At 52.4% G+C, this 22,921-nt stretch carries 12 protein-coding genes; 10 read left to right on the forward strand and 2 right to left on the reverse strand.

All coding sequences use genetic code 11. The features are described 5' to 3' along the window. The first annotated feature begins 80 nt into the window (after positions 1–80). The 10 genes from AC6I7T_RS02230 (at position 81) to AC6I7T_RS02275 (ending at position 20,216) form a co-directional block, all read left to right on the forward strand. Positions 81–4,352, forward strand: coding sequence for a hypothetical protein (locus AC6I7T_RS02230; protein WP_497791656.1), 4,272 nt, complete (start codon positions 81–83; stop codon positions 4,350–4,352). Between the two features lie 36 nt (positions 4,353–4,388). Next, complete coding sequence (locus tag AC6I7T_RS02235) at positions 4,389–4,898, forward strand: hypothetical protein (protein WP_497791657.1); 510 nt, start codon at positions 4,389–4,391, stop codon at positions 4,896–4,898. A gap of 15 nt (positions 4,899–4,913) precedes the next feature. Then, entirely contained in the window at positions 4,914–10,046 is a 5,133-nt protein-coding gene (locus AC6I7T_RS02240) for a DUF6603 domain-containing protein (RefSeq protein ID WP_497791658.1), read from the forward strand. A gap of 154 nt (positions 10,047–10,200) precedes the next feature. After that, positions 10,201–10,707, forward strand: a complete 507-nt coding sequence (locus AC6I7T_RS02245; RefSeq protein WP_497791659.1) for a cupin domain-containing protein — start codon at positions 10,201–10,203, stop codon at positions 10,705–10,707. Between the two features lie 62 nt (positions 10,708–10,769). Beyond that, positions 10,770–11,903 (forward strand): glycoside hydrolase family 5 protein, encoded by a 1,134-nt coding sequence (locus tag AC6I7T_RS02250; protein WP_497791660.1) that lies wholly within the window; start codon positions 10,770–10,772, stop codon positions 11,901–11,903. 48 nt (positions 11,904–11,951) lie between these two features. Continuing rightward, positions 11,952–13,163, forward strand: coding sequence for a GNAT family N-acetyltransferase (locus AC6I7T_RS02255; RefSeq protein ID WP_497791661.1), 1,212 nt, complete (start codon positions 11,952–11,954; stop codon positions 13,161–13,163). A gap of 166 nt (positions 13,164–13,329) precedes the next feature. Beyond that, positions 13,330–14,262, forward strand: coding sequence for a DUF1175 domain-containing protein (locus AC6I7T_RS02260; protein ID WP_497791662.1), 933 nt, complete (start codon positions 13,330–13,332; stop codon positions 14,260–14,262). Continuing rightward, positions 14,259–18,977: an alpha-2-macroglobulin family protein gene (locus AC6I7T_RS02265; protein WP_497791663.1), complete on the forward strand. Its 4,719-nt coding sequence runs from the start codon at positions 14,259–14,261 to the stop codon at positions 18,975–18,977. The genes AC6I7T_RS02260 and AC6I7T_RS02265 overlap by 4 nt, the downstream gene beginning before the upstream one ends. Then, complete coding sequence (locus AC6I7T_RS02270; protein ID WP_497791664.1) at positions 18,978–19,742, forward strand: hypothetical protein; 765 nt, start codon at positions 18,978–18,980, stop codon at positions 19,740–19,742. Positions 19,743–19,790: 48 nt separating this feature from the next. Continuing rightward, positions 19,791–20,216: a DUF3795 domain-containing protein gene (locus tag AC6I7T_RS02275; protein ID WP_497791665.1), complete on the forward strand. Its 426-nt coding sequence runs from the start codon at positions 19,791–19,793 to the stop codon at positions 20,214–20,216. A 44-nt stretch (positions 20,217–20,260) separates the two neighbouring features. Here the strand turns inward: AC6I7T_RS02275 and AC6I7T_RS02280 are convergent, their stop codons facing one another. Together AC6I7T_RS02280 and AC6I7T_RS02285 are read right to left on the reverse strand one after the other, a co-directional pair. Further along, entirely contained in the window at positions 20,261–21,997 is a 1,737-nt protein-coding gene (locus AC6I7T_RS02280; RefSeq protein ID WP_497791666.1) for a SpoIID/LytB domain-containing protein, read from the reverse strand. Next, entirely contained in the window at positions 21,994–22,917 is a 924-nt protein-coding gene (locus AC6I7T_RS02285; protein WP_497791667.1) for a penicillin-binding transpeptidase domain-containing protein, read from the reverse strand. The genes AC6I7T_RS02280 and AC6I7T_RS02285 overlap by 4 nt, the downstream gene beginning before the upstream one ends. Positions 22,918–22,921: the final 4 nt, after the last annotated feature.

Raw genomic sequence — 22,921 nt, forward strand, 5'->3', positions numbered from 1 at the left:
AAAGGCATCTCGTTGTGGCCGTTACTTCAACTTGTGTGACGGATTCTATTGCAATCGGATCGGTGTGTTTGGAGGGGATAGTGGCGAATATAGTGCTCGGCCTACAGGGCGGCATCGCGAATGGATCGGAAGCTACGTTTGATGGTCAGCCAATGCAGCCGGGAGTGCATCTGCGATGGAGCTTTCAGCCTGAGTTGGGATTTCCTCCAGGCGGGTTCTGGCTCTGCCGTCGCGTTGCCAAAGAAGGTGAGAAGCGGATACCACCTCCACCGGTGGCGCGTATTCTTGGCTCACCTGCCGCCGCGAATCCTGCAACGGGCATCGCCTCGACTGCACCAACGGGCCAAGGGGCAACAATAGAGAATTCCGCAGAGGGAAACCAGTGGAGTGCAACATTGCCACATTCCTGCCAGAGCGTAACGCTCGCCGGATGTGCAGCACCTGGTTGCAATGAAGTAATCATCGAAACCTTTTCCAGGGATGCTAATGGAAAACTTCAAGAAACAGGACGGCGTTCAGTTCCTGTCGATCAAGGATGCTTCCGGATTCGTGTGCAGGCGCATGAGATTTCGGGAATTCGTGTTGTTGGTGCGGAGAGCGTAGAGGAGTGTGGTTGCGGAGATCCAGAACCTCCGAAAGATTGCGGTTGCGGTGAGGGTGGCGGAACGCAAGGTGGAGGTAATCCTCCAGGATGTGGCGATCCGGGTTGGGGCGATCCCGGAGAAAATGGATGGCAGTGCTGGAAGGTCCCATTCACGCTTCCGGTGACGATGAAGAATTGGCCTGCCCGTTATTACGGTGCTCCCGATCCCTCGACTACAGCACCTTCCATTGTCGAGCAAATGGATATTCATGAGGCGGAGAAACGCCTTGGTTCTCTAAAGCTGGCCGAGGGTATGACTCTCGCACAGCAACGGCAGGAGCTCAAGAAGCTTCGTGCCGAACTGGTACGTCTGGTACAAGGTTTTCCTTCCACTTTGCTGGCCGATGTTCCTATTCAGACGGCGAAGGAGGGAGCCAATGCACCTTCCTTAAACATCGACTTAATGCAACAGCTTCTGTTGCTTGCCTTGAATCCCTATTTCGCGCGTGTACTGGGGTTGTACTTTGTCGATGACAAAACCTCAGCGGGAGTCAAGTACGACTACTGCATCACTGGCTACTGGGGAAGCACTCCTTGCCAATCTGCCGTGCTATTCCCTGGGCTTGCCCCTGCGGCACCGTTGGCTCGGGGTAGAGCAGTCTTCGATGGAATGACGATTCGTCCGTTGGGTGGGCAAACCTCGCTCTGGCGCTGGACGAAGTACGACCTCGACGGAAATTATCTGCCGCGGCTCGATCCCAGTGCGCCTCCCACTGTTGAGGCCATTGTTGGCACTGCACTTGCCGGACTAGGGCAGGCGCATGAGCCCGACGCTTTGCTCGTAGCGACTACTCCGGGATTCAATTTCCCGTTTCCAGCTTCGACTCCTCACGTTTCCATTGCGTTGCCTTCGCGTTTTCCGCGCGTGGATATTCAAGTATCCGGTTCAGGTTCAGTTCAGGCTCTTTCCGGTGGTGTTATTGTGTCGTCGAGCAGCTTCAATTCAGGACAGCTGACTACAGTTACAGTGAATCAGGCATCGCCAAGTGCTCCGATTGATGAGGTTCAGATCTCCGGAACAAGCCTGGTGCCATTCTCTCGTTCCACTGTTGTGATTGGCTCTGTCGTTGCGCATCTGCTATCACCGGATACAATCGGAACCCGATTTGCACTTCTTCCTCCACCTTCGGCTTTAAAGCCGGTACCAGCTCCGGGGCAACCTGTATCGACTTTCCGCCACCGTCAAGCGGATATCGATACGGCCACTCTCGCTTTGGTTCCTCATAGCCTAATCGACGTTGAGTGGCCAGCTCCGCCCCAGTCCCCCGCAGCGAAGTCGGGGGACCCAGTCACAAATCCGATGGAACTGCCCCCGCCTATGCAGCCCATCGGATTTGTGGCAGAACGCAAGGACTCCGGGGCAGCAGGTAGCGAGAAGAGAATTCCCGGCTGGGTGATTTCTCAGAGCGCTCCGAAGCCGAAGAGCTCGAAGATTCCTACCGACAGGCTTTATCGCTATGCCGATTCGAATTTGAAAGATCCTGTTGGCGGTTGGAGCCATCGTGTTGCCGGTTTCGATGTCTTCGGTGCCTTAGGGCATTGGAGTGGGTGGACGAATCCCCGAGGTGTCGAAAGGATTGCTGCCGCACCAACCGGATTACGACTTCTGAAGTTTGATAACTCTGCAGCTGGCGGAGGTGCTGCCAAACCGGACGGATCAGCGTGGGTTGGCGGAGAACTGAACATGATTGTCAATTGGGCTGGTGCCGCCTACATGATGTATCCGGATATCCGGACCGCGCGTTTGACAGTCGATGCAATTGATACAAATGGAAACACGACCGGAACCCTGGTGACGAAGGAGCTCTCTGTATCTCCCGCAACGGTTCAGTCTTTGACGGTAAGCTCGATTACCGCGACCCTGTCGGACGATGGGAATCATTATGTCGTCGAAATTCAGACCACACCTCCCCTGGTAGCACTAAAGCCCTTCGATCCTGGGCAAATGCTCATGCTGACCTTGCCGGATGGATCAAGTGAACAATATGCAGTTCGGCCGTTTGTGCCTCCAACTTCTCCGGGTGGGCCGGTGGTGGTTCGTATCAATGCGGGAAAGACTTCGCGGCTGGTTATTCACACCAATGATTATCTAGGCCAGCCAGCTTATCTGGTCTCCGGCTACGGAACTCAATTACAGATTCCTGTCCCGTTGGAGGTCCCTATTCATCAAAATACAGCGCGTGCGCGTGTGTCGATTGTGGGATCGACCAAGAATCCCTTTGATCCTTCAGAACAAATTATCGATCCCAATGGTATGAATCCGCCGCGTCCCGAACCTCAATCGCCTGCCATCGTCTTTACTGGAGCGCAGTACCTGGTTCCTCCGACGCCTCCTACTCCGGTTCATGAAGTGCATCATGTCTACTACGATCCGGCAGATGCTGCCGGCCGAGCTGCCAAGACATTGCCTTTCTCGACTCCGGTGGGTCAGGGAATACTTGGCTATCTACTGCAGCGGGCACATGTTCGCTCTCTGATCCTGGCGGATATCAAGCGAAGAATCGCATTGGCAAACGCAGCAGACAATAACCCCGTCGTTCTCGACGGAGGGACGCCGAGGGCCGATCTTCAATCGTGGATTAGTAATGTATCAGCTTGGGTTACGGCCTATAACAAAGCAACAGGCAAGTCTCTTAGCCTTGCAAATGCTTTGAGCGACACGGATGCACAGCGGGCCTTCACGGAACATTTCTACGGAGGATTGCTGGATGACGAGCTGCGCGCCTTAGCCGATCTCAACTCGAACACAAGCAGCTTCGCCCGCGTGAACCCTAAACCCTTGGATCCCGCGACTGCGGTATCTGACAGTGTTGACGGTACTGGTTATGGACGGACACTGTACAAGCTTTCGGCAGTGAACTCGGCCGGAAATACCAGCAGTACAACCGGAGCCATTGGTCCTTACTATACGCAGATTGTTACTCCACCAAGACCTCCGGTGCTGTACAAGCTGCAGCCTACCGAATCCGCAATGATTGCTGCTTGGGCGCTTGATGAGAATCCCGATGTTGCTGCCTATCTGATCTATCGGGCGGCTAGTGTGGATGCCCTTCAAGATCTGCGGTACTTCGGCGCGGATTGGACGCATCCTGTGCCAGAAAGCAGTCTTTCGTCGATCACTTACGATCCGAAGATCTATCCATCATTGTCGTTTGTACAGGCGGCTCTTCCGAATCGAGATGCACGGCTGGTTGGATTTGTTCCCGATCCTCGAATCTGTGCTCGTGATTATGAGGGTAGCGACATGGGCGAAATAGCACTTCCGGCGGGACCTCCGCCCGATGCTGTTAATGGTGTTTATCGTCTAACGGATTACAAAACATCGCTGGATGCGCTATCTCAGCATGCCTTCAACTACTGGACTCCGCCAGCGGCTGGTGGAATTGCCCAGATAAAGACCGATAGCCCAACACACTCAAGACTAACGGGATTACGCATTGGGCTTGGGAGAAGTGTTCCAGTGGTAGTCGTTGCTACCTGGCAAGGACAGGTAAAGGTGCTGGGACAAATTCCGACGAGACGCGCCGGATTTGTAGACGGGATAACAAGCGGTGGAACTCCGCTCGACCCCAACGCAATCGTGACGGCGCCGCCGCCGAGTGCTACTGGAATTAACGCCTACGTTGTGGTTGCCATTGATATCTACGGCAACCGTTCTAATCCCTCCAAGGCTTTCGCGTCGCAAATGCTAGCGATGGCTTCGGTCTAGAGCAAACACAGATTTCTTTTGAGGAAGGAAGATCCTATGCCTGTCGATCCAATCGCTGAAGTTGTAACTGCATTATCGAGTGTCCTGGTTGCTCCAAACCCGGCTCTTCCTGCGAGCCCTAAATATGGGCCGGTGAGCAAGTGGGAAGGGACGAGTGCCAATCCAGGGACATTTTTCAACCCGCTTCAAACCTTGCTGGGGGTTTTCTTCGCCGCGTCCACCGATATCAACACGGTAGGGAAGAGTATTCATAAGGCGCTGACCGATGTCGCTCAGGTGGTTACCGTACTTGCGGACAATTTGTCCAAGATCGATGAATCTCTCTCTGGAAATGCGACGCAAGCATTAGGTGCCTTGCAATCGGGACTTTCTTTGGCACAAGCGCTTGCCCCGGGAAATGCGATGCCTGTGCTGAATTCGGCGAGCGCTCTCTTTGAAAAGCTAAATCAATTGCTGGAAGCAGCAGGGTCTATTGATAAAGCCTCTGCAGAATTGGCCGAGCTGTCACAGCAGCTCACGAAATTATCCGAACTCTTCCCCAGCTAAGTAAAGGTTACGGACATGTCGACTCTCTCGCTACTCCCAACATCGCTCCTCGAATCCTTGGGGCTGGAAATCATCCAAAAGGCTGCCGATGCAGCATTTGGCGCAGGCGTGCTCACGCTGAAGGATGATGATAACGGCCTGGATATGGGGCTGAAATTGTCCGGAGGACAGACCGTTAATATCGACGGCCTGACGATTAATTCCCAAGGACTCTCTGGGCGCCTCTATATCGATGGTTTGGATACCAAGCCGCTGGAAGCCACTCTCTTCGACGGTTTTACAGTTGCGCTGACAGCCTTCGATCTCACCTTGGCGCATGGAGGATTGGCGGCGAGTCATATTGGCGGGCATCTCACGATCCCATTCTTTACGGACAAGGATGGAAATCCGAAGACCGTTGATATTGAGTTCGGACTCAAGGCCGATGGCAGTCTCTCGATCTCCTTGGCGGCAGTTGAAAGCGTGCAGAGCTCTACCGCAGACGGGCTCGTCCAGCTGATCTATGAGCTTCCTGGGGGATTAGGCAGTGTAGAGATCGATGTTGCTTCTCTGGAGATAGACAAGACAGTCGATAACATCTGGAAGATCGTTATCTCCGGGAAACTGGTTATTGAGGCAGCCAGCCTGTCCTGGCCCAGCTTTGAGCTTCGTGGTCTCGGCATCGACAGCAAGGGACACATATCGCTCGAAGGCGGATGGATCGACCTTCCTAGCCAAATGGCTTTGGACTTCTACGGATTCCATCTTGCTCTGCATAAGCTCGGCTTCGGCAGCGATACAACCGGGAAATGGATCGGTTTCAACGGTGATATCCACTTAGTCGAAGGACTTTCGCTGGGTGGCTCGGTTCGAGGCTTGCGCATCAACCTCGATACTGGAGCTGTTTCTCTGGACGGCGTCGGTATTTCCTTCGAGATTCCGGATGTGCTGACAATCGATGGCGAGATCGACCACATTCATGTGGATGCGAAGGACGGGAAGGCTCTGAAGGATGCAGGTCTGATGGAGTCGATCTTTGACTACATTGAACCGCAAGGTCCTCCGAAGCCGGGACTGGTCAAGAAGGTCGATGTCTTTGCCGGGCAGGTGAAGGTGGTTGTTGAGGCTGCAGGTGATCTTGAGGTAGATGCTAACTTCATTGTCGGAAACTTCGGCGGGCAATCCGTTTTCTTCCTCGATATCGATGCCGAGCTTCCAGTCGGTATTCCGATCTTTCTAGATGTTTCGCTCTATGGTCTGCAAGGATTGGTTGCCAGTGGGCTGCAGCCGCAACCTGAACCACAACACACCTGGTGGGAGTGGTACAAATACCCGGCGGGTCCGAGCGGACCGGATCTCGGTCAGAATCCTGACTACAGCGCTACCGATGTACATAAGTGGCTTGTTCCGAAGAAGGGTGCTTTTGCTCTGGGCGCGGGAGCAACGATTGGAACCAGTGCCGATGATGGCTATACCGTCTCTGCTGCTATCACTCTTGTGCTGATGCTGCCCGGACCTGTGATCTCGCTGATTGGCAAAGCAAACATACTGTCGAAGCGTATTGGCGGAGCCTCGCAGGATGCCAATTTCGAAGCGATGGCAACTTACGATGGCAACGCAGGAACTTTCGATCTGACCATCGATGCTAAATATGAGATTCCTATCGTTCTCGATCTTGAGGGGACAGCAGAGCTTTATGTGGGTGGTAGCGAATGGTTCTTCGCGCTTGGTAAGCCGCCACATGACAAACGTATTAAGGCCCGCATCTTCGACCTCTTCGAATCCGACGCCTATTTCGTTGTAAGCGATAAGGGATTAATTACCGGGACATGGACGGGATATCGAAACTCTTGGAGCTTTGGTCCACTCTCGGCAAGTATCGATGCCTATCTGGCAACGCTGGCGGCAATTCAATGGTCTCCGCTGCAGATTGCAGGTGGCATTGAGCTGTACGGCAATCTGCATCTGAGTGTTTTCGGCATTGGCTTCGGCCTTACGGCTGATGCATTGCTTGAAGGTTGTGCTCCTAATCCCTTCTGGATTCACGGAGAGATTTCTGTTGAACTCGATCTGCCTTGGCCTCTCCCCAATGTCAGTGCCAGCATCTCGCTTACTTGGGGCGGAGATGATGGAAGCGTTCCGCCTGCTCCGTTGGCGCTGAGCCATATTGACGCTACGTTGGTCGATCATTGCGATGCTGCAGACAAACCGGCGAGCGATCACTATGTTCTATTGGCACACCGGGAGAAGGGCTTCAGTCCTGACCTCACGGTTCAATACGATCCCCAGAAGCCGGGTATTCTCGATCTCACCGGAACAGCGCTAACAGCGTGGCAGACTCGAGTTGCAAGCTCCCCCATTCTGCCGGACATGATCCCGGATGAAAACAATGCTCAGCAGCAAGCTCCCGTGGTTCCGCAAGATGCGCATTTCACTTTGAATTTCGCCCATCCGACGAAAGACGATACCGGTTCCTTTGCTAACGCGATTGGCTGGGCGGATCCGAAATTTCCCAAGGATGCCGATATCGCATCACCGCCGCCACCCCCACCACCCAATCAGGTGGGGAAGGACGATATGTCCAATATCAATCCCAATCCTCCTGCGGTGCAGTTCAATATCGTGCATACCCTAAGAGAGGTTTCGCTCTATCAATTCAGTCCCTACTCGAAGATCTGGGAGCTGGTGTGTTCGACGCCACCGAAAGAAGTTGCTGATCCTCCGATTGGAGTTACTCAACTAGGGGGCGTGTGGTTGTCCGGTGATCCTGCCAAGACCAATCCTCGCGAGGTGATGACCCAGTTAAAGGTCTTCCCTTGGAGGCTCTTGCCCGGACAAGACTGGACGGCAAGCTGGAACGGACAATCGAAGCAACAGACTGCTGGAAGTACTTTTAGCGATCAAGGCCTGCAGTTCACTTTGGCCGCAGGACTCGTTGCGAGCATAGGTTCGTTAGGCTGGGGAGGCATTCTTCCAGGGCTTGAGGTAGTGAATAACAGTGGACAGACAAATCCGTCCATCACTATTCGCTTCCCGCAACGGAGTGTCGTTCGTTCTCTCGTCGGAGTGGTCTATGTGCATGACGGGGAGTTTAGTTTCTTTAACGCTCCTGAGTGTCTGGGAGATGGCATTACACTCAATCCAACTTCGGCTACACAGGACAAAATCACTCAAGCCTGGACTCTGAATTTTTCCGATACCGGTCCAGCGGTACAAGAGCTGTCAATCCCGCTTAAAGGCAATGTCCTTTTGCTGTATTCGCTGGAGTACTCTACTCCGCCGATTCCAATGGCTATCTTGCCCTCGGCGCCCGCCTTCTATGCCATCAAGACGGTGACAAAAGTGGAGGCAGCACGAGTTGGAAGTTCGGAGTTCAAAACCGTGCCTAATGGCGATCCCATTGTAGAGTTTGTTTACTTCCAAACCGCTTCAGGCCCGGGCACAGCGGTAGGCTCGCCTGTTCCGGCGATTCTGCCTGTCCCTGAAGGTCCGGCTCCGTTTCCGATGCTCGCGCAGCACTGTAATCAACTCCAGCAGCCCGGAGCTGCATTCCCGTTGGCCGGCGCGATTGAGGATTTGTTTACCTACACGCAGTGGTCATGGCCTCTTGATGGGGCAGCGATGGCCTACTATGGCTACGATCTGAATGTGGAGTTTGTCGAGAGCTATGTAAATGCGCTCTACACGGCATTCTCAAATGGCTCTGTCGCGAATTCCTTACACTTCCGTTGTGTCGACCGAAACAACAATCACACTCTGTTGCTGCCGAATGCTATTCACGTTCCCTCGATTCCACAACAAAGTGCCTTGGCCGCGCAGCCTATGGAGGCACCATTACCGAAACCTTTGCAGCCTCCCACTTTCGGGACAGTTGCTCTGAGTCCGGCAACGAAGGCCCAGCTGCAGAAGCGTGCTCTCGAAGTCGAAAAGAAAACAGATGTGTTGCCGGAAGTGGCGCCCGTAGAGCTTGCAGCTTCCACTGTAAATCTGGCGGACAAGGTCGGACTTCTAGGCCGTGCAGCTTCGATGGCCATCAACCAAGTCAGCCCCGTGGATGCGTGGGGAATCATTCACCAGATTGCAGAGAATGAGGCGGCACAAGAAGCCAAGGCTCTCTGGTTCAAACCTCTCTTGCCGAAGACACGCTACACCCTGGATGTTGTGGCTGGTCCATTCCTTCGCCGAGGAGATCGCACCGCAGTAGCTGTTTCCGGCAACGTGGAAGGCTCATTGCTTGATATTTACTATGCAAGCGATGCTATCGGCGTACTGAAGGCTCTCAAGGATTATCTGGCGTATGAAGATTCGCTTACTACGCTGAAGCGGGTGCAGTTCACAACCTCCCGTTATGCAACATTCAGCGATCACATGGCGAATGTTGCTAAGCAGATTGTCGGAGGAGCCGGAGCTACACCAATCCGCCGATATGTAGCAGCTACCGATCCTTGGACCTGGTTCTCAGGACAAAATGCCGCCATTCAGGCCTATGCTCAAAAAGGAGTAGCGTACCTTACCAGCCATAACAGCCTGCAAACGCTGGTAGGCAATTTCAATCCGCTGGCCGACGACCGCCAGCCTGGACCTGTTCCGGCATCGAATGGAGCGGCTGCGTTGGTCAGCAGCCGGCAGAGCGTAGCGAAAAACTGGCAGCAGTTTTACGACGCCGTCAATACTCTCTTCGACGGTCTGATCGTGGCACTGGGACGTCCGGAACTGGCGAGCAGGACTAAACCTGTTGCTGTGCCGGATACGGAAATCTCAGTGCTGACGGATAACAACGATCTCTTCATTAAGGCAATTTTGCTTGAGAGTCCGGAGCCTTTCCCTTGGCAGCGTATCTGGCGCTGGATCAGTCTGGCAAAGAACAGCAACGGGAATACGACTCCAGCTCCGATTCTCACTCTCTGGAATCAGGACGGAACCAAAGCTCTGATTGTGCCCATCGGCGCACTGTCCGGCGAATACGATCTGAGCATTGTCTTCCAGGGAAACATCGGTGCTGAGGCACCCTGTATTACACAAAATGGAGGCAATTGGGTGGATTCGGTTCCGGTAGGTTCGATTGTGATGGGACCGGTCCGAAGGATCAGTACTCGTCCTCCCGTGGGCATCCTAGAGGAGAATCCTCATATCCGCCAATTGATCGATGTTTTGCATCCTCGGCAATAGCGTCTCTTGTGCCTCGATGTAGATCGGAAATTTATGTCTGCGTGGCCATTCTGTCCAAAGAAGCAGTCGGAGAGAATGGCCACAGTTCTTAATCCGGCAAGCAAGTGTGCCAGTCAGGCTATTCTGTTTCTGTAGAAAGGAAGATTGCCTGATCATGGATGTCGAAAAGATCAAACGCCTTCTCAACCTGGTTCCGCATCCCAGCGAAGGTGGGTATTTCGCGACAACCTGGGAGTCGGAAGAGGTAATTCCTCATTCGGACTTGCCTGCGCGTTATTCGGATAGACGCCTCGCTGGAACCTGCATCTATTACCTGCTGGACCCCGGGACCTTCTCAGAGATTCATCGTCTGAAATCGGATGAGATCTATCACTTCTATTTAGGAGATCCGATCGAACTGGTGATGCTATTCCCTGATGGTTCGACAAAGACGGTACTTGTCGGCAGTGATATTGAGAACGGGCAGACTCCGCAGCTCGTGATTCCCAAGGATGTTTGGCAGGGTTCCAAGCTGGTTTCCGGCGGCAAGTTTGCCTTGATCGGCTGTACCGTTTCGCCAGGATTTGATTACGCCGACTATGAAACTGGGTCGCGTTCCGCGCTCATCCGCGAGTATCCGGAATATAAGGACAAGATAGAATCTCTTACGCGACTGAAATAGCGAAGACAGAAACACAGTTCCTCCTTTGCCAAAAGAGCCGGGCTGTGTTTCTATAGCTTTCGATGAAAAAGGCCATATTCCTTGCGCTACTTGTCTTTAGTGTTTTCGGTGCTGCCAGTCTTCAGGGACAGGATGAACCCTCGGCTTGGACACGTGTAAAGCATCTGCAGCGTGGAATTAACACTGGCATGTGGTTTGCCCAAAGCCCGAATAATTACTCGCCTGACCGGCTTCGCACCTTTACTACGGCTGAAGATATCGACCTGATTCAGCGCTTAGGCTTGGATCATATCCGGCTTAGTATCGATGCCGAACCCTTGGTGGCAACCTTCCGTCGTGGGGGCGGTACTTCGCCATTTCTTACCGAGCTTGATCGGGTTGTGAAGATCATGCTCGATCACAAGCTCGCGGTCATTATCGATATTCATCCGGAGAGCAACTATAAGGCGACTCTTCGTAGTGGAAACGATGGGGTCGAACGCTTTGCGATGCTCTGGCGTTCTCTTGCCGAGCACTATGCTTCTACCGATCCGGAAATGGTCTTCTTTGAGATCATGAACGAATCGGAGCAGGAAGATCCCTACCGCTGGCAGGGAATTCAGTCTTTTGTGGCCCAACAGATTCGCCAGGTAGCTCCAAAGCACACCGTTATTGCCTCCGGAGCACATTGGGATGGCCTTGAGGATCTTCTTCATTTAGAGCCACTTCCACTGAATAATGTCATCTATACCTTTCACGATTACGAGCCATTTGCTTTTACACACCAGGGAGCGACTTGGGCAAATACCGAGGTTCAGAGTTTAAAGAATGTGCCTTATCCTTCATCGCCCGAGGCTGTCGAACCAAATCTTGATCAGGAATCGACACTGGCGGGAAAATTCTTCGTCGAGCAGTATGGTCTGGGACGGTGGGACATCCATCGAGTCGATGCTACGATTCGTTTTGCCGACCTATGGTCAAAGCAATATCATGCTCCGGTTTACTGTGGAGAGTTTGGCGTACATCTTCCTGTATCCGATCCTCAAATGCGCGCGCATTGGCTTCATGACGTGCGGGTAACTTTGGAAAAGTACAAAATCGGCTGGGCGATGTGGGATTATCAGACGAACTTTGGCCTGGTAAGCAAGAAGAATGGGCCTGCGGTGCCGTTTGCTTTGGTGGTGGAAGCTCTTGGCTTGAATAACGTCTCTAGGTAAGCTGTCTGCATCGCGTTTGAGCCATTGGATCAGGAGGTCAGCTGGGCTATGCCGAATCCTAAATTTCCCCTTGTAACCAGACCGGGTGCGCCGCCGGTTTATCGGCCGGATAATTCCCAGAAGATACTACAGCAGAAGCGATATCCTCCGGTTTATACGCCTACGCCTATGCCTATGCCCAGGCTGATGGCTGCAAGACCTGGACTGGGGACTTCTTCGATTCAGCCTCAACTATCCGGCCCAGTCTCAGTGAAAACTGGAAGCTATCGTATTACTGCTGGTTCGGGTGCCTCTCCTTTAGGTATGGTCATGCTGCATGACCGAGGCAGGACTTCTATCGAAATCACCGATCTCGAGGTTGCCTCTGCCCAAAGGGGAAATGGACTGGGCGGGGCGCTGATTGCTTCTGCGTTACGGGCTGGGCTGCATTTGGGAAAGACTACGGTTTATCTTTCCAGCCAGGATAACGGGAGTGGGCGGCTTACGCGATGGTATCGGAATATGGGTTTTGCCGATGCCGGAAGAGATTCTCGCGGGTACGTGCAAATGCAGGCACCTATCCAAAGGGTACTCACTTCGGTAAACAACGGTATGCGCTTTCCTTCTCAGATTGTTCGTGCTGCCCCGGGAGCAATTCAAAGAGCAAAGCAGATTCCTTCATTCCCCGGTTTCTATGAAGGCTCACTTTCGCAAACCCAACAAAAGGGCACTTTTAATACCGTATATTCGCAGCCTTCAAACGACGTTGGCTTTTCTCCGGTAGCTCACACGAGTGCTCGACTATCGAAGCGTGCAACAGAGCATCTCGTGGATTTTGCTCAGGTGGGGCATCTTGAAGATGAGGAGAATAACCACGCAGAGGACAAGCTCTTTGCGCATGTTCATCAAATCGTTGCTTTGAATTACGCCAAAGCCAGTTATCCGATATCGATATCGGTCAGTATTCCACAGTTCTTTGTCTCTGCGAGTCCCTGTACCTCGGAAGGTGGAACGTCAGGAAAAACGATTGGGTGCACCGAGAATCTTATTGCATGGCATAAAACCGGTATGCACTTATCTTCCGAGGAAGGATGTCCTGTAAGCGCGAAAATTACGATTAAAAAACTTGTCGTTCATCATTTATATAAAGGAAATACCTACGAAGGGGCCAATGCTTCCTACGATGCATTGGTGCGGATGTATAAGTCCGGCGCGATTGAAGGCTTTCGTATAGAAAATATGCCCAAGTTAAAAGATTTTGCCGGTCAACAGGAGGTTTAGTATGGGATGGAGTTTGGTGTCATAATCGCGTCTTCTTCGGTTTGACCTTCGAATGCCGACACTATCAAGCAAGAACTTCTTTACCCGCAAGCCAAAACACTTTGCCGCTTTTTTTTCGCTCATTATTCTGGTTATCATAGCTGCTGTTTTTTTGCGGGAGCGCTCGGTGAGCCGGATCTCTATTGAAGAAGTCAGGACTCAATTCCCGGCAGATGGCCACAAACATGATACTGTGCGGATTCATCTTTCTGGTTTCGGTTCAGTAGCGGCAGGCGATCTTCGTAGTCACGGACCGATCGTACAGTGGCAACAATTGGATAGTCACACTGTCGAGGGGTATCTTTTCGCTCCTGTGACTCCCATGCAAACCCAGCTGGATCTCTTCTGGCACAGGAATCATCTTCGAATTCCCCTGGCTTTCATTTTGTATCCTGCAGACAGCTTTGGAGACGGAACCCCTGACTTCCTTCGTCTGCATTCGGCACAGGACCGGCAGGCCTTTCGTCGCTGGTTTACTCTGCTTGCGGAGATTCAAGCTGAGCAGCCCAAGGAGAGACTCCCTGCCGAAATCGGTGACTGTGCCGCTTTGCTTCGATATTCCTATCGGGAGGCTCTTCACGCCCATGATGAGCCCTGGCTGATTGCTCACCTTTCGGAAGGAATGGCTCCTCCTCCTTCCGTCGGGCAATATCAGTATCCACAAACGCCACTTGGAGCATCTTTATTCCGGGTGAAATCCGGACCCTTTACTGTTACTGATTTGAGTAATGGCAATTTCGCTCAATTCGCCGATGCGCGCAGCCTCATGGAGTTCAATACTCATTTCGTTGGTCGAAATGTTAAATCGGCAATGAGAGGAGATTTGCTTTTTTATCGCCAATTAGAGCAGAACTCGCCGTATCATTCGATGATCGTTTCTGGAGACAGAGCGGACTGGGTGATTTATCACACCGGGCCGATCGGTCACGCGAAGGGCGAAATGCGGCGAGTCGCAATGGAAGATCTTCTGCGGCATCCGGACGTGCGTTGGCGGCCGGTTCCGGGAAATTCGAATTTTCTTGGGGTATATCGCTGGAATATTTTGCGCGAAGGAGAATGATGGTTTCAAGGATAGCCAGAGCTGTTATTACGTTTGCAGTACTCGGTGTTGTTCTTCTTACGTCGCAGAGATTGTTCGCCGAGGGAGCTGTTTCCTTCACCCTCAGTACCAGCCAAAGCTTCTCTCCGAAGGAGAAGCCGACAATCCATCTATACGCGCGGAATGTTGATGAGCTAGAGTTTCGAATCTATCGCATCGAAGATCCGGAGAAGTTTCTCTCCAATCTGAAAGACCTGCATAGCTTCGGGAACGATTCTCCTTGGGGGCCGAAGGAACAGGTTGACGAACGGACATGGCTCGAACGCTTTCACGATTGGAAGCACCATCTTTGGTTCCGCATTCGCCAGTTCTTCCGCCGTCAATTCTCCATGGAGAGCCGAAATACCTTTCGCAGAAAGCAAGCCAGTCTTGCCAAACGCAGCCGTATCGTCGGCGTTGCCAAATTCGCGCAGATTCCGCTGTTGAATGATCGGAAGCTGGTTGCCCGTTGGCGGCAGGAGATGCCTCCAACTTATATTTCCGACTCCCAGGATCTCCCGATTGATCCGCTTCCTTCAGGTCTGTATTTGATAGAGGCTACGGATGGCCATTACAAGGCCTATACGATTCTCGTCGTGAGCCAAATGGCCCTGGTCACACGTACAGCTCCCGGTTCCGTGCTGGCCTATACCGTCGATCGCGAAAGCGGAGCTCCAATTCCTCACGTTCAGGTCAAGCTGGCGCTTGGCAAGGATAAGCAGGATAGTAAAGAGACAGACGATCAAGGCGTTGCTGAACTGAGAGGAAAGGCAAGCCAGCAAGAAAGGGACGACCTCTGGATTCTGGCTACCTCGGGCAAAGAGGTTGCTATTGTCACCCCGCAGGGATATGCCTTTTCGTCTTCAGGGGTCGAGCGCTGGTCATCTTTTGTTTATACCGATCGCCCGGTTTATCGTCCCGGGCACACGGTTCATTGGAAGGCCATCCTCAGGCAGCGTGTCGAAAATCATCTGGAGCTTCCAAAAATATCTTCTATTCATGTCGTGATCTTGGATGAGCAGGATCACAACATCTTCGATCAGCATCTTCCCATCAACGGTACAGGAAGTGTTACCGGAGACGTTACCTTACCGGCTTCTGCCGGATTGGGGTACTACACGATCCGCCTGGACGATGGAAACGATAGCTCGGCAGCTTCGGGCAGCTTCCAAGTTCAGGAGTATCGCAAGCCCGAGTACCAGGTGAAGGTCTCCCCGGTGAAACCGCGTGTTCTTCAGGGAGAAGGTATGCAGGTTGTTATCGACTCCCGCTACTTTTTCGGAGAGCCGGTTCCTAATGCTACGGTCAAGTATCGGGTCTATCACTCACGCCATTACTGGTGGGGGGAGGATCAGGATGAGGACCAGCCTTCGGCGAACGGCGGTGAAGGAGAAGATTCAGGGGAGAGTTCCCTGGGCTATGACTCCGAACAGGAGTCCGAGAAGACAGGGAAGCTCGATGCCAATGGGAAACTGGTCATCACCGTTCCGACCAAAACCGATTCCAGCGGAAAGCATCACTACGATCAGGACTACACCGTCGAAGCCGGAGTAACGGACGAAGCAAATCGTGAGATTACGGGCCGAGGCTGGTTCCTTGCGACTTATGGAAGTTTCCGCATTCATGTGGAACCGGCACGCTACTCTTTCCGTGTTGGAGAGACAGGTACCTTCCACGTTACAGCTACGGATTACGATAACAAGCCGGTCAAGACCCGGGTACATCTTGAACTAGTCTCGCGTCATTGGGAGAATGGCAGCACCAAGACAACACCGCTTGGAGGGACGGATGTTGATACCGACTCCAATGGCAAAGCCGATGCCACTTTCCCGATTCAAAAAGGCGGCAGCCTGGAGGTTGAAGCTACAGCAACCACTCCAGAGAAGCGTGTCGTAGAAGATTCAACATGGCTGTATGCGATGGGCAGTGGCGACACGGATTGGGGCGACGGCTCGAATACCGTACAGATCGTTGCTGATAAGAAGAGCTATGCTCCCGGTGATACGGCACATCTCAGCATCCTTTCCGATGTCGAGAATTTCCATGCCTTGGTTGTTGCTTCCGGCTATTCGATTGAATTCAAGAAGGTGTTGGCGAGTGAAGGGAAGACGCTCTCCTTCGATCTGCCGATTACTGCGGATTCTCAGCCGAATCTCCAAATCGGGGTTGTCTTCCTCAAAAACAACCAGCTTTACACGGCCACAAAGCAGCTCAAGGTTCCTCCCGCACAGCAACAGTTACAAGTTGAGATTGCTCCGGTCAGTCAGGTCTTTCAACCGCAGCAGTCTGCCGTCTACGACGTTTATACCAAGGATGCCGCTAATCACCCGGTCAGCGCCGATCTCAGCTTTGGTGTAGTCGATGAAGCCTTGTACTCGATCTATCCCGACAACAGTGGCAATATTCTTCGTCGGTTGTACCCTGAACGCTATCTCTATGCTGCGTTCGACACTTCGTTAGCCTATTTCTTCAGCGGACAGGCGGGAACCAGGTCTCCGCTGTTGGCCATGCGAGGTTCTCGTTACCGCCCTCAGCTGGCGCAGGTAAAGCCAGGAAACGATGTTGTTCAACCAAAGGTTCGCAAGGCATTTCCGGATACGGCTTACTGGAGTCCTTCCGTGCACACCGATGCTGAAGGGCATGCTCGGGTAACGCTGACCTTCCCTGATTCGCTTACAACCTGGCGCACAACTGTTCGCGCTGTCACGGCGGATTCTAAGGCAGGAGCAGCGATTAACAAGGTAATTGTTCGCAAGAACCTTATTGTTCGCATGGGCACACCTCGTTTTATGCGAAAGGGGGATGAGCTCACGATTCCAGTGATTGTCCACAACTATCTTGAGCATGAAAAGCAGGTGCAGCTCTCGCTGGAGATCAGCGGCCTGGATACCATTGCCGGAACACCTCGTCAGATCACGGTCCCCAGTCGGTCGGATGGAACACTGTATTGGCGGGTACGTGCTTCTCAGATGGGTACCGCGCGTTTGCTAGCGAAGGCACTGACAAATGAGGAATCCGATGCCCTGGAGATTAGCTTTGCGGTCGAACCTTCTGGCGTTCCTCGTAGAATTCAAGCTTCAGGTGTAATCGGTGAACCCAGTGGACAGAGCAATACTCCAGTCAATTTCCCAGGCAATACCGATACAGCTGCACATAGCCTGCATATAGAAGTGAGTCCATCGATTGCCGGTAGTTTGTTCTCAGCGCTCGGACAGCTTACCAGCTATCCCTACGGCTGCACCGAGCAGACGATGTCGAGCTTCCTGCCGAATATCGTTGTTGCGGAGACGTTGAAGAAACTGAATGTCTCGAATCAGATAAGCAAGGCTGATCTGAATGCCAAGATCGATGCCGGTATTGATCGGTTACGCGACTTTCAACATGAAGATGGCGGCTGGGGCTGGTGGAAGGAAGACGAAAGCCGTGTCTTCATGACTGCTTATGTCGTATCTGGCTTGGCGCGGGCCAGGGCTGCCGGTTACACAAAGGTGGGCTATAGCCTGAGCCAGGGTAGGGAGTATCTGGAGAAGCAGTTGAAACAGCATCCCCGAATGATTCCCGACCTTCGTGCTTATGTGGTCTATGCTCTCTCGGAAGCGGGGTCGAGCGGGCTAAATGAGGAGTACGACAAGCTGTGGAATCGTCGAAACGACCTTTCTTCCGAAGGACTGGCGATGGCTGGGATGGTAATGCTGCCGCTGTCAAATGATCGATCCTCCGAGATAGCCAAACTCCTCGAGAGCAAGGCAACTCGCTCCGGGTCGCTAGCCTATTGGCCATCGAACTTCAATTCCTTGCTGGATCTTTATTACAACAACGATGCAGAGAGTACCGCTTTCGCGCTGAAGTTCTTAACCCATGCCAATCCTAAGAGCCCGTTGCTCGATGGCGCGGCACAATGGTTGATTGCTAATCGTCATGAGGGCTTCTGGTGGTATTCGACGGAGCAGTCGGCGATGGTCATCTTTGGTCTGGCAGATTATCTTGCCAACACCCATGAACTGAATGGCGATTTCAATGTTGAGGTATTGGTGAATGGGACTCAAGTAGCCAGCAGACACTTTACTTTAGACGATGTTGCCACCGGAATGGGAATGCAGTTGGAGATTCCAGCCAATAAGCTCCAGCCACAGGGAAACACTGTGCAGATTGGGAAGCGTGGTTCCGGCAGGGCCTACTGGTCTGTGCAGGGAACGTACTATTCAACTGACAAGAAGCTTTATCAGCAAGGGAAACTGTCATTGAACCTGGCCAGAGATTATTTCAAACTTGTACCCACGCAAAAAGATGGACAGATTGTCTATCGTCTTGAGCCTCTTCGCGGTTCGGTTGCCGTTGGTGATGTTCTGGCCGTCCATCTCGCCGTAAATGGAAGTGCTGCGAAATATCTCCTGGTAGAAGATCCAATTCCTGCCGGAACAGAATTCATTCAGCATGAGGACAGTTACAAGATCCTCGATAAACCGGGAGGTTGGGACTACTGGTATACGCGTCGTGAATTCCACGATGATCGTGCGGCGATCTTTTCGACGGATTTCGACGGCAGGCATGAATCTTTCTATCTGCTTAAGGTTGTAAATCCGGGTAGCTTTACGATAAGCCCGGCACATGTGGAGCCGATGTATCAACCCGGTATTCAGGCAACAAGTGACTTGCTGCATCTGCAAGTTGACGATTCTCATGCGGAGGCCAAGTAGATGACAAGCACGAAAACAAATGTATTCCGCGACGCGCTTTCCGGCCTCGGTTTGAAATTTATCTCCTTGCAGTGGATCTGCATTCTTGTCCTTACGTTGTTGTCCATGGCATGGCTGCAGATTCCTGATTCTCATATCTGGCAATTTGTTCTGGCTATTGTCTTTGCCCTGGCGGTAGTTTGTTCCTTTTTGTCCTTCGCTGCAGAGAGCTTTCGCTGGCTACGTAAGCCTAAGGATGCATCGCAACTATGGCTAAGGGCACTATGGGTATTATTCTTTCTTGCCTTGTGGTTTCTGCTGCGGGGGATCATCGATCACGGCAGAGATCATGAGGCGTTGTATGCAGGGTTCTGGAATTCAAAGCTCTCACCGTATATGAGAGTCCTCTTCAGTTACCCGCGGCTGATAATGCTGCAGGATCGTTTTTACGATTTGCTGCTGTGGCTGTTGAGTACGCTGCTGCTGCCATGGGCGATAGAACTCGGGGGCGTGGGATCGAGGGCCGGGCTGACAAAAAGAGTCTTTCGTTCCTATAAGCAGTGGCCTTATTGGATCACGATGTTGGTTGCCTCCATCGTTGGTCTTTATAGCACGAATCTGCTGATTGGATGGCTCCCAGGCAAAGGGGTGACCTCTGAAATCGTGAGTGTTGTGCTCCGACTGGGCTTGGCCTACACGATTGATATTTTGCTATGTTGCTTCGTTCTGGCGTTGGTATGCAGCTGTATGGCAGAGCCGGAAACGGCAGCTGAGTTGAAGCCGTAGGCACAGGTCTGCTACGTGAGATTGGACGTTTCGTGTGGGGTAAGAACTATGTGCACGAAGAAACCGGCAAAGACGGCACTCAACTTGATAGCTCCATGCGGGCTGAATTGCCGTCTCTGTCAAAGATATGCCAGAGAAAAGAACCCGTGCCCTGGCTGCCGGGGTGACGATAGCCTCAAGATGAAAGGCTGTACATCTTGTTCAATTAAGAATTGTAAGCAGTTGAAGGAAGCTGGCTTGCAATATTGCTTCAGCTGTAAGGTGTATCCCTGCGAGCGAATGAAGAGCATGGAGAAGCGCTATACAAGAAAATACGGCGTAAGCCTGTTTGGGAATCTGGCGGAGATTCAAAAACACGGTATACGCAGATTTGTAAGAAGCGAAAATGAGAACTGGCTTTGCGATAAATGTGGAGAAATGATCTGTGTTCACAAGGCTCAATGTCTCGCGTGTGGAGAACGGTGGCGTACATAAGCCGATAGGTGATATCGACGACCGACTTTCAGGGTTGGTCTTGTTCAATATTTACCGATTTCGGTTGGCACTCCTGAGTGCAACCAACTCCGTACCGTTCCTGTTCCGTATCGGCGAATCAAACCCGATACAAAACTTCCTGCAGCAACATGGGCTAGTCTCGAAGAGACTGCGTCCGTAGGATGTAAAAGCATTCCTTCTATATTATTCAGCTTGAGAGCAGGTTTATTTGTCTGGGGAGGAGCATCTGCGAGAGCTTCGACAAGTCCTTCGCGTAGCCACAGAGGTATCTGTGGTGCTGATTCTTGTTCTACGAGAGCATGCAGAAACTCGTGAACAAGCGTGCTCTCTCTCGATACATTCTTCCGGAAGACGATCGTAGGTTGGAGGTAGATATCCGTTCCACGGGTAGAGGCCAATACCCATCCCGGCTCGTCCGTGGTCTGTCGGAAGAGCTCTGTCGTAGGCATTGAATATACGACAGGATGCACCTGATTCTTAGGCGGAAAGAGCGTTTGAGCCTTTTCCCAGGCTGCATTTCCTTGGCTGATTTCTTCTGACGACCCTTCTGTTGTTATGAGCGTCCAGCCGAATCCCTGGATGGTTTTCCAACCGCTGTCTTTGGGAGTGATGTGAACTTCGGCTCCTGGGAAATAGAAGCTGAGGATATCGCGGTATCTCTTTCCTTCGACAGCCATCTGATAGGCACCTGTCTGGCAAAGTCCGACTCCGTGCCCATAACCTTTTCCGTCGAAGCGTAGCACACCGCTGCCCAAGGCCACGGTGTACCAGTCACTGCGAATCTGGTTCCATCCGAGAGCTCTGTTGATTGCGAAACGGAAGCTGGATGCCGTAACTGCGGTAGACGTTCCCGGTCCTGTAAGCTTAAGCTGTAAAACGCGTCCGCTAGAGCTTCGCTTTGTCACTTGTATGCTTTCAATGCGTGAAGGGACACTCCAGCCTTCTTGCTTAATTATCGCGGCGATCTGGTCTATCGGAATCTGTGAATGCCATTCGGAGGAACCTCTCCGCAAGCAGTAGGGATCTGGATGGACGCGCAGGTAGGGCAGGCGGTCGCCGCCCGTCCACATACTTTCGGCGCTTTCGCTCATTCCTCCACAATGCTGGGTGAAGTTGATTTTGGCTAGCCCAGGGCCAAACCATAGCATTTCGCCTGCTGTCTCCCGTACGGCTCTATCGATTTCAGTGCGGATTTTTCCATAACGAGAGGCCTGGCAATGCGTACTATCGCAGAGCCCGAAACCCTCCTTGGTGTGTCGGTTTGCATTCGCTATCGCAAACGTTCGCATGGTAACGGCCATCGCTTTAAGAGATTCAATCGGCTCATCTGCTGCGGTCTCTGCGCTGAGTGCCGCCATGATGTAACGTTCGCTTGGGATTGTCAGCAGTACCTGCAACTCCGCTCCCTTTGGCGAAATCCTCCAGACTCCTGCCGTGGAAACGGTATTAGCTGCACCCTCAGGCACTAAACGAAAACTCCCCCTGAGTTCTAGCTCTCTGGTAGAGGAGCCATGACCATAGAAGAGCTGCCCGCGTAGCAGTTCGAGTTGGAATTGAGATGAGACGAGTTGTTCTTTGGAATTGCTACAACTGCGCATCCAGTTACCCCCGCCCACAGGAGTAACTACCAATTTGCTAAAGCTCTGTGTCGATAGAACGTGGATGGTTAACTGCCGCGGGCCGATAGAATTCTGCTGCGCAGCAGGGGAAAGGCTCAACGCAAATAGTCCCAAGACGAAAAAGATAAGGATACGTCTCATCGTGCGGAGGCCTTCTGTATTGCCTTCAGATATTGTTGCGCAAGGTGTGCCGCATCGCCTCCGTTTCCACGGGGAAGATATAGCACGATTACGAATTGCGAATTTTGCAGCTGCACGATTCCGGCAAACCAGCCATGCGATGGAGCTTGCGGAATGTCATTTGCAGTGCCTGTTTTTCCGAACAAGACAAGGCCCGGAACCTCGGCATTGTGTGCCATTCCATAGCGGACTGAGTCCTGCATGCCCCTTGCCACGCTTTGAAAGCCTGAGGAACCTTCGTTTATTTTGACGGCTAATTTGCGATAAGCCATGGCCAGTTGAGCCGGGCTTATTCTGATTCCTTGCAGGCCAAGGATGAAGAGCTGTTTCTCTTCCGGTGTTGAAGGAATCCTTATTACAGGTGCGGTTTCCGAAGGAAAGAGATGTGGGGAGCTATCAAGCCCATAGGCCGTTACAGTTTCGTGTATTTGATCAGGAGAGAAACGATTGGCCAAATCCGCAAAGTAAGAATTGCAGGAGTAGGCAAGGGCTTCTTCCGCGTTAAAGGCCATGCCTGTCTGTGGATGACTGCAAGGATAGCTGCGTCCGGCAATGTGCAGATTGCGGCGGCAGAAAAATGTGGATTGGGGATTGATCTTGCTGTGCTGTAGAGCTTCGGCAAGAAAGAAAGGCTTTAGGACCGAACCCGGCAGGCTTCGCATTCTGGCTGCCTGATCGGATTTTTCTGCTGCAATCAGATGTCCGGTGGAAACATCGATAACAACAGCAACCGCAGATGTTTCTTGTAATGTTCTATGGAGTATCTTTGCACTTTGCTGTGAAGAAATAGCCTCCGCGCGTAGAGTATTTCCTGCAAAGACGCAGAGCAAAATGCAGATGACTCTTACTGCGAATTTTGCGATCTCTACTGAGGTCTTCATTGCT

It is taken from the genome of Humiphilus diazotrophicus (assembly GCF_059726315.1).

Excerpts from the sequence above, each read along its gene's own strand:
- AC6I7T_RS02240 (WP_497791658.1), top strand. The coding sequence starts at position 4,914 with ATGTCGACTCTCTCGCTACTCCCAACATCGCTCCTCGAATCCTTGGGG.
- AC6I7T_RS02270 (WP_497791664.1), top strand. The coding sequence starts at position 18,978 with ATGACAAGCACGAAAACAAATGTATTCCGCGACGCGCTTTCCGGCCTC.
- AC6I7T_RS02245 (WP_497791659.1), top strand. The coding sequence starts at position 10,201 with ATGGATGTCGAAAAGATCAAACGCCTTCTCAACCTGGTTCCGCATCCC.
- AC6I7T_RS02235 (WP_497791657.1), top strand. The coding sequence starts at position 4,389 with ATGCCTGTCGATCCAATCGCTGAAGTTGTAACTGCATTATCGAGTGTC.
- AC6I7T_RS02285 (WP_497791667.1), bottom strand. The coding sequence starts at position 22,917 with ATGAAGACCTCAGTAGAGATCGCAAAATTCGCAGTAAGAGTCATCTGC.
- AC6I7T_RS02280 (WP_497791666.1), bottom strand. The coding sequence starts at position 21,997 with ATGAGACGTATCCTTATCTTTTTCGTCTTGGGACTATTTGCGTTGAGC.
- AC6I7T_RS02255 (WP_497791661.1), top strand. The coding sequence starts at position 11,952 with ATGCCGAATCCTAAATTTCCCCTTGTAACCAGACCGGGTGCGCCGCCG.
- AC6I7T_RS02265 (WP_497791663.1), top strand. The coding sequence starts at position 14,259 with ATGATGGTTTCAAGGATAGCCAGAGCTGTTATTACGTTTGCAGTACTC.
- AC6I7T_RS02275 (WP_497791665.1), top strand. The coding sequence starts at position 19,791 with ATGTGCACGAAGAAACCGGCAAAGACGGCACTCAACTTGATAGCTCCA.
- AC6I7T_RS02250 (WP_497791660.1), top strand. The coding sequence starts at position 10,770 with ATGAAAAAGGCCATATTCCTTGCGCTACTTGTCTTTAGTGTTTTCGGT.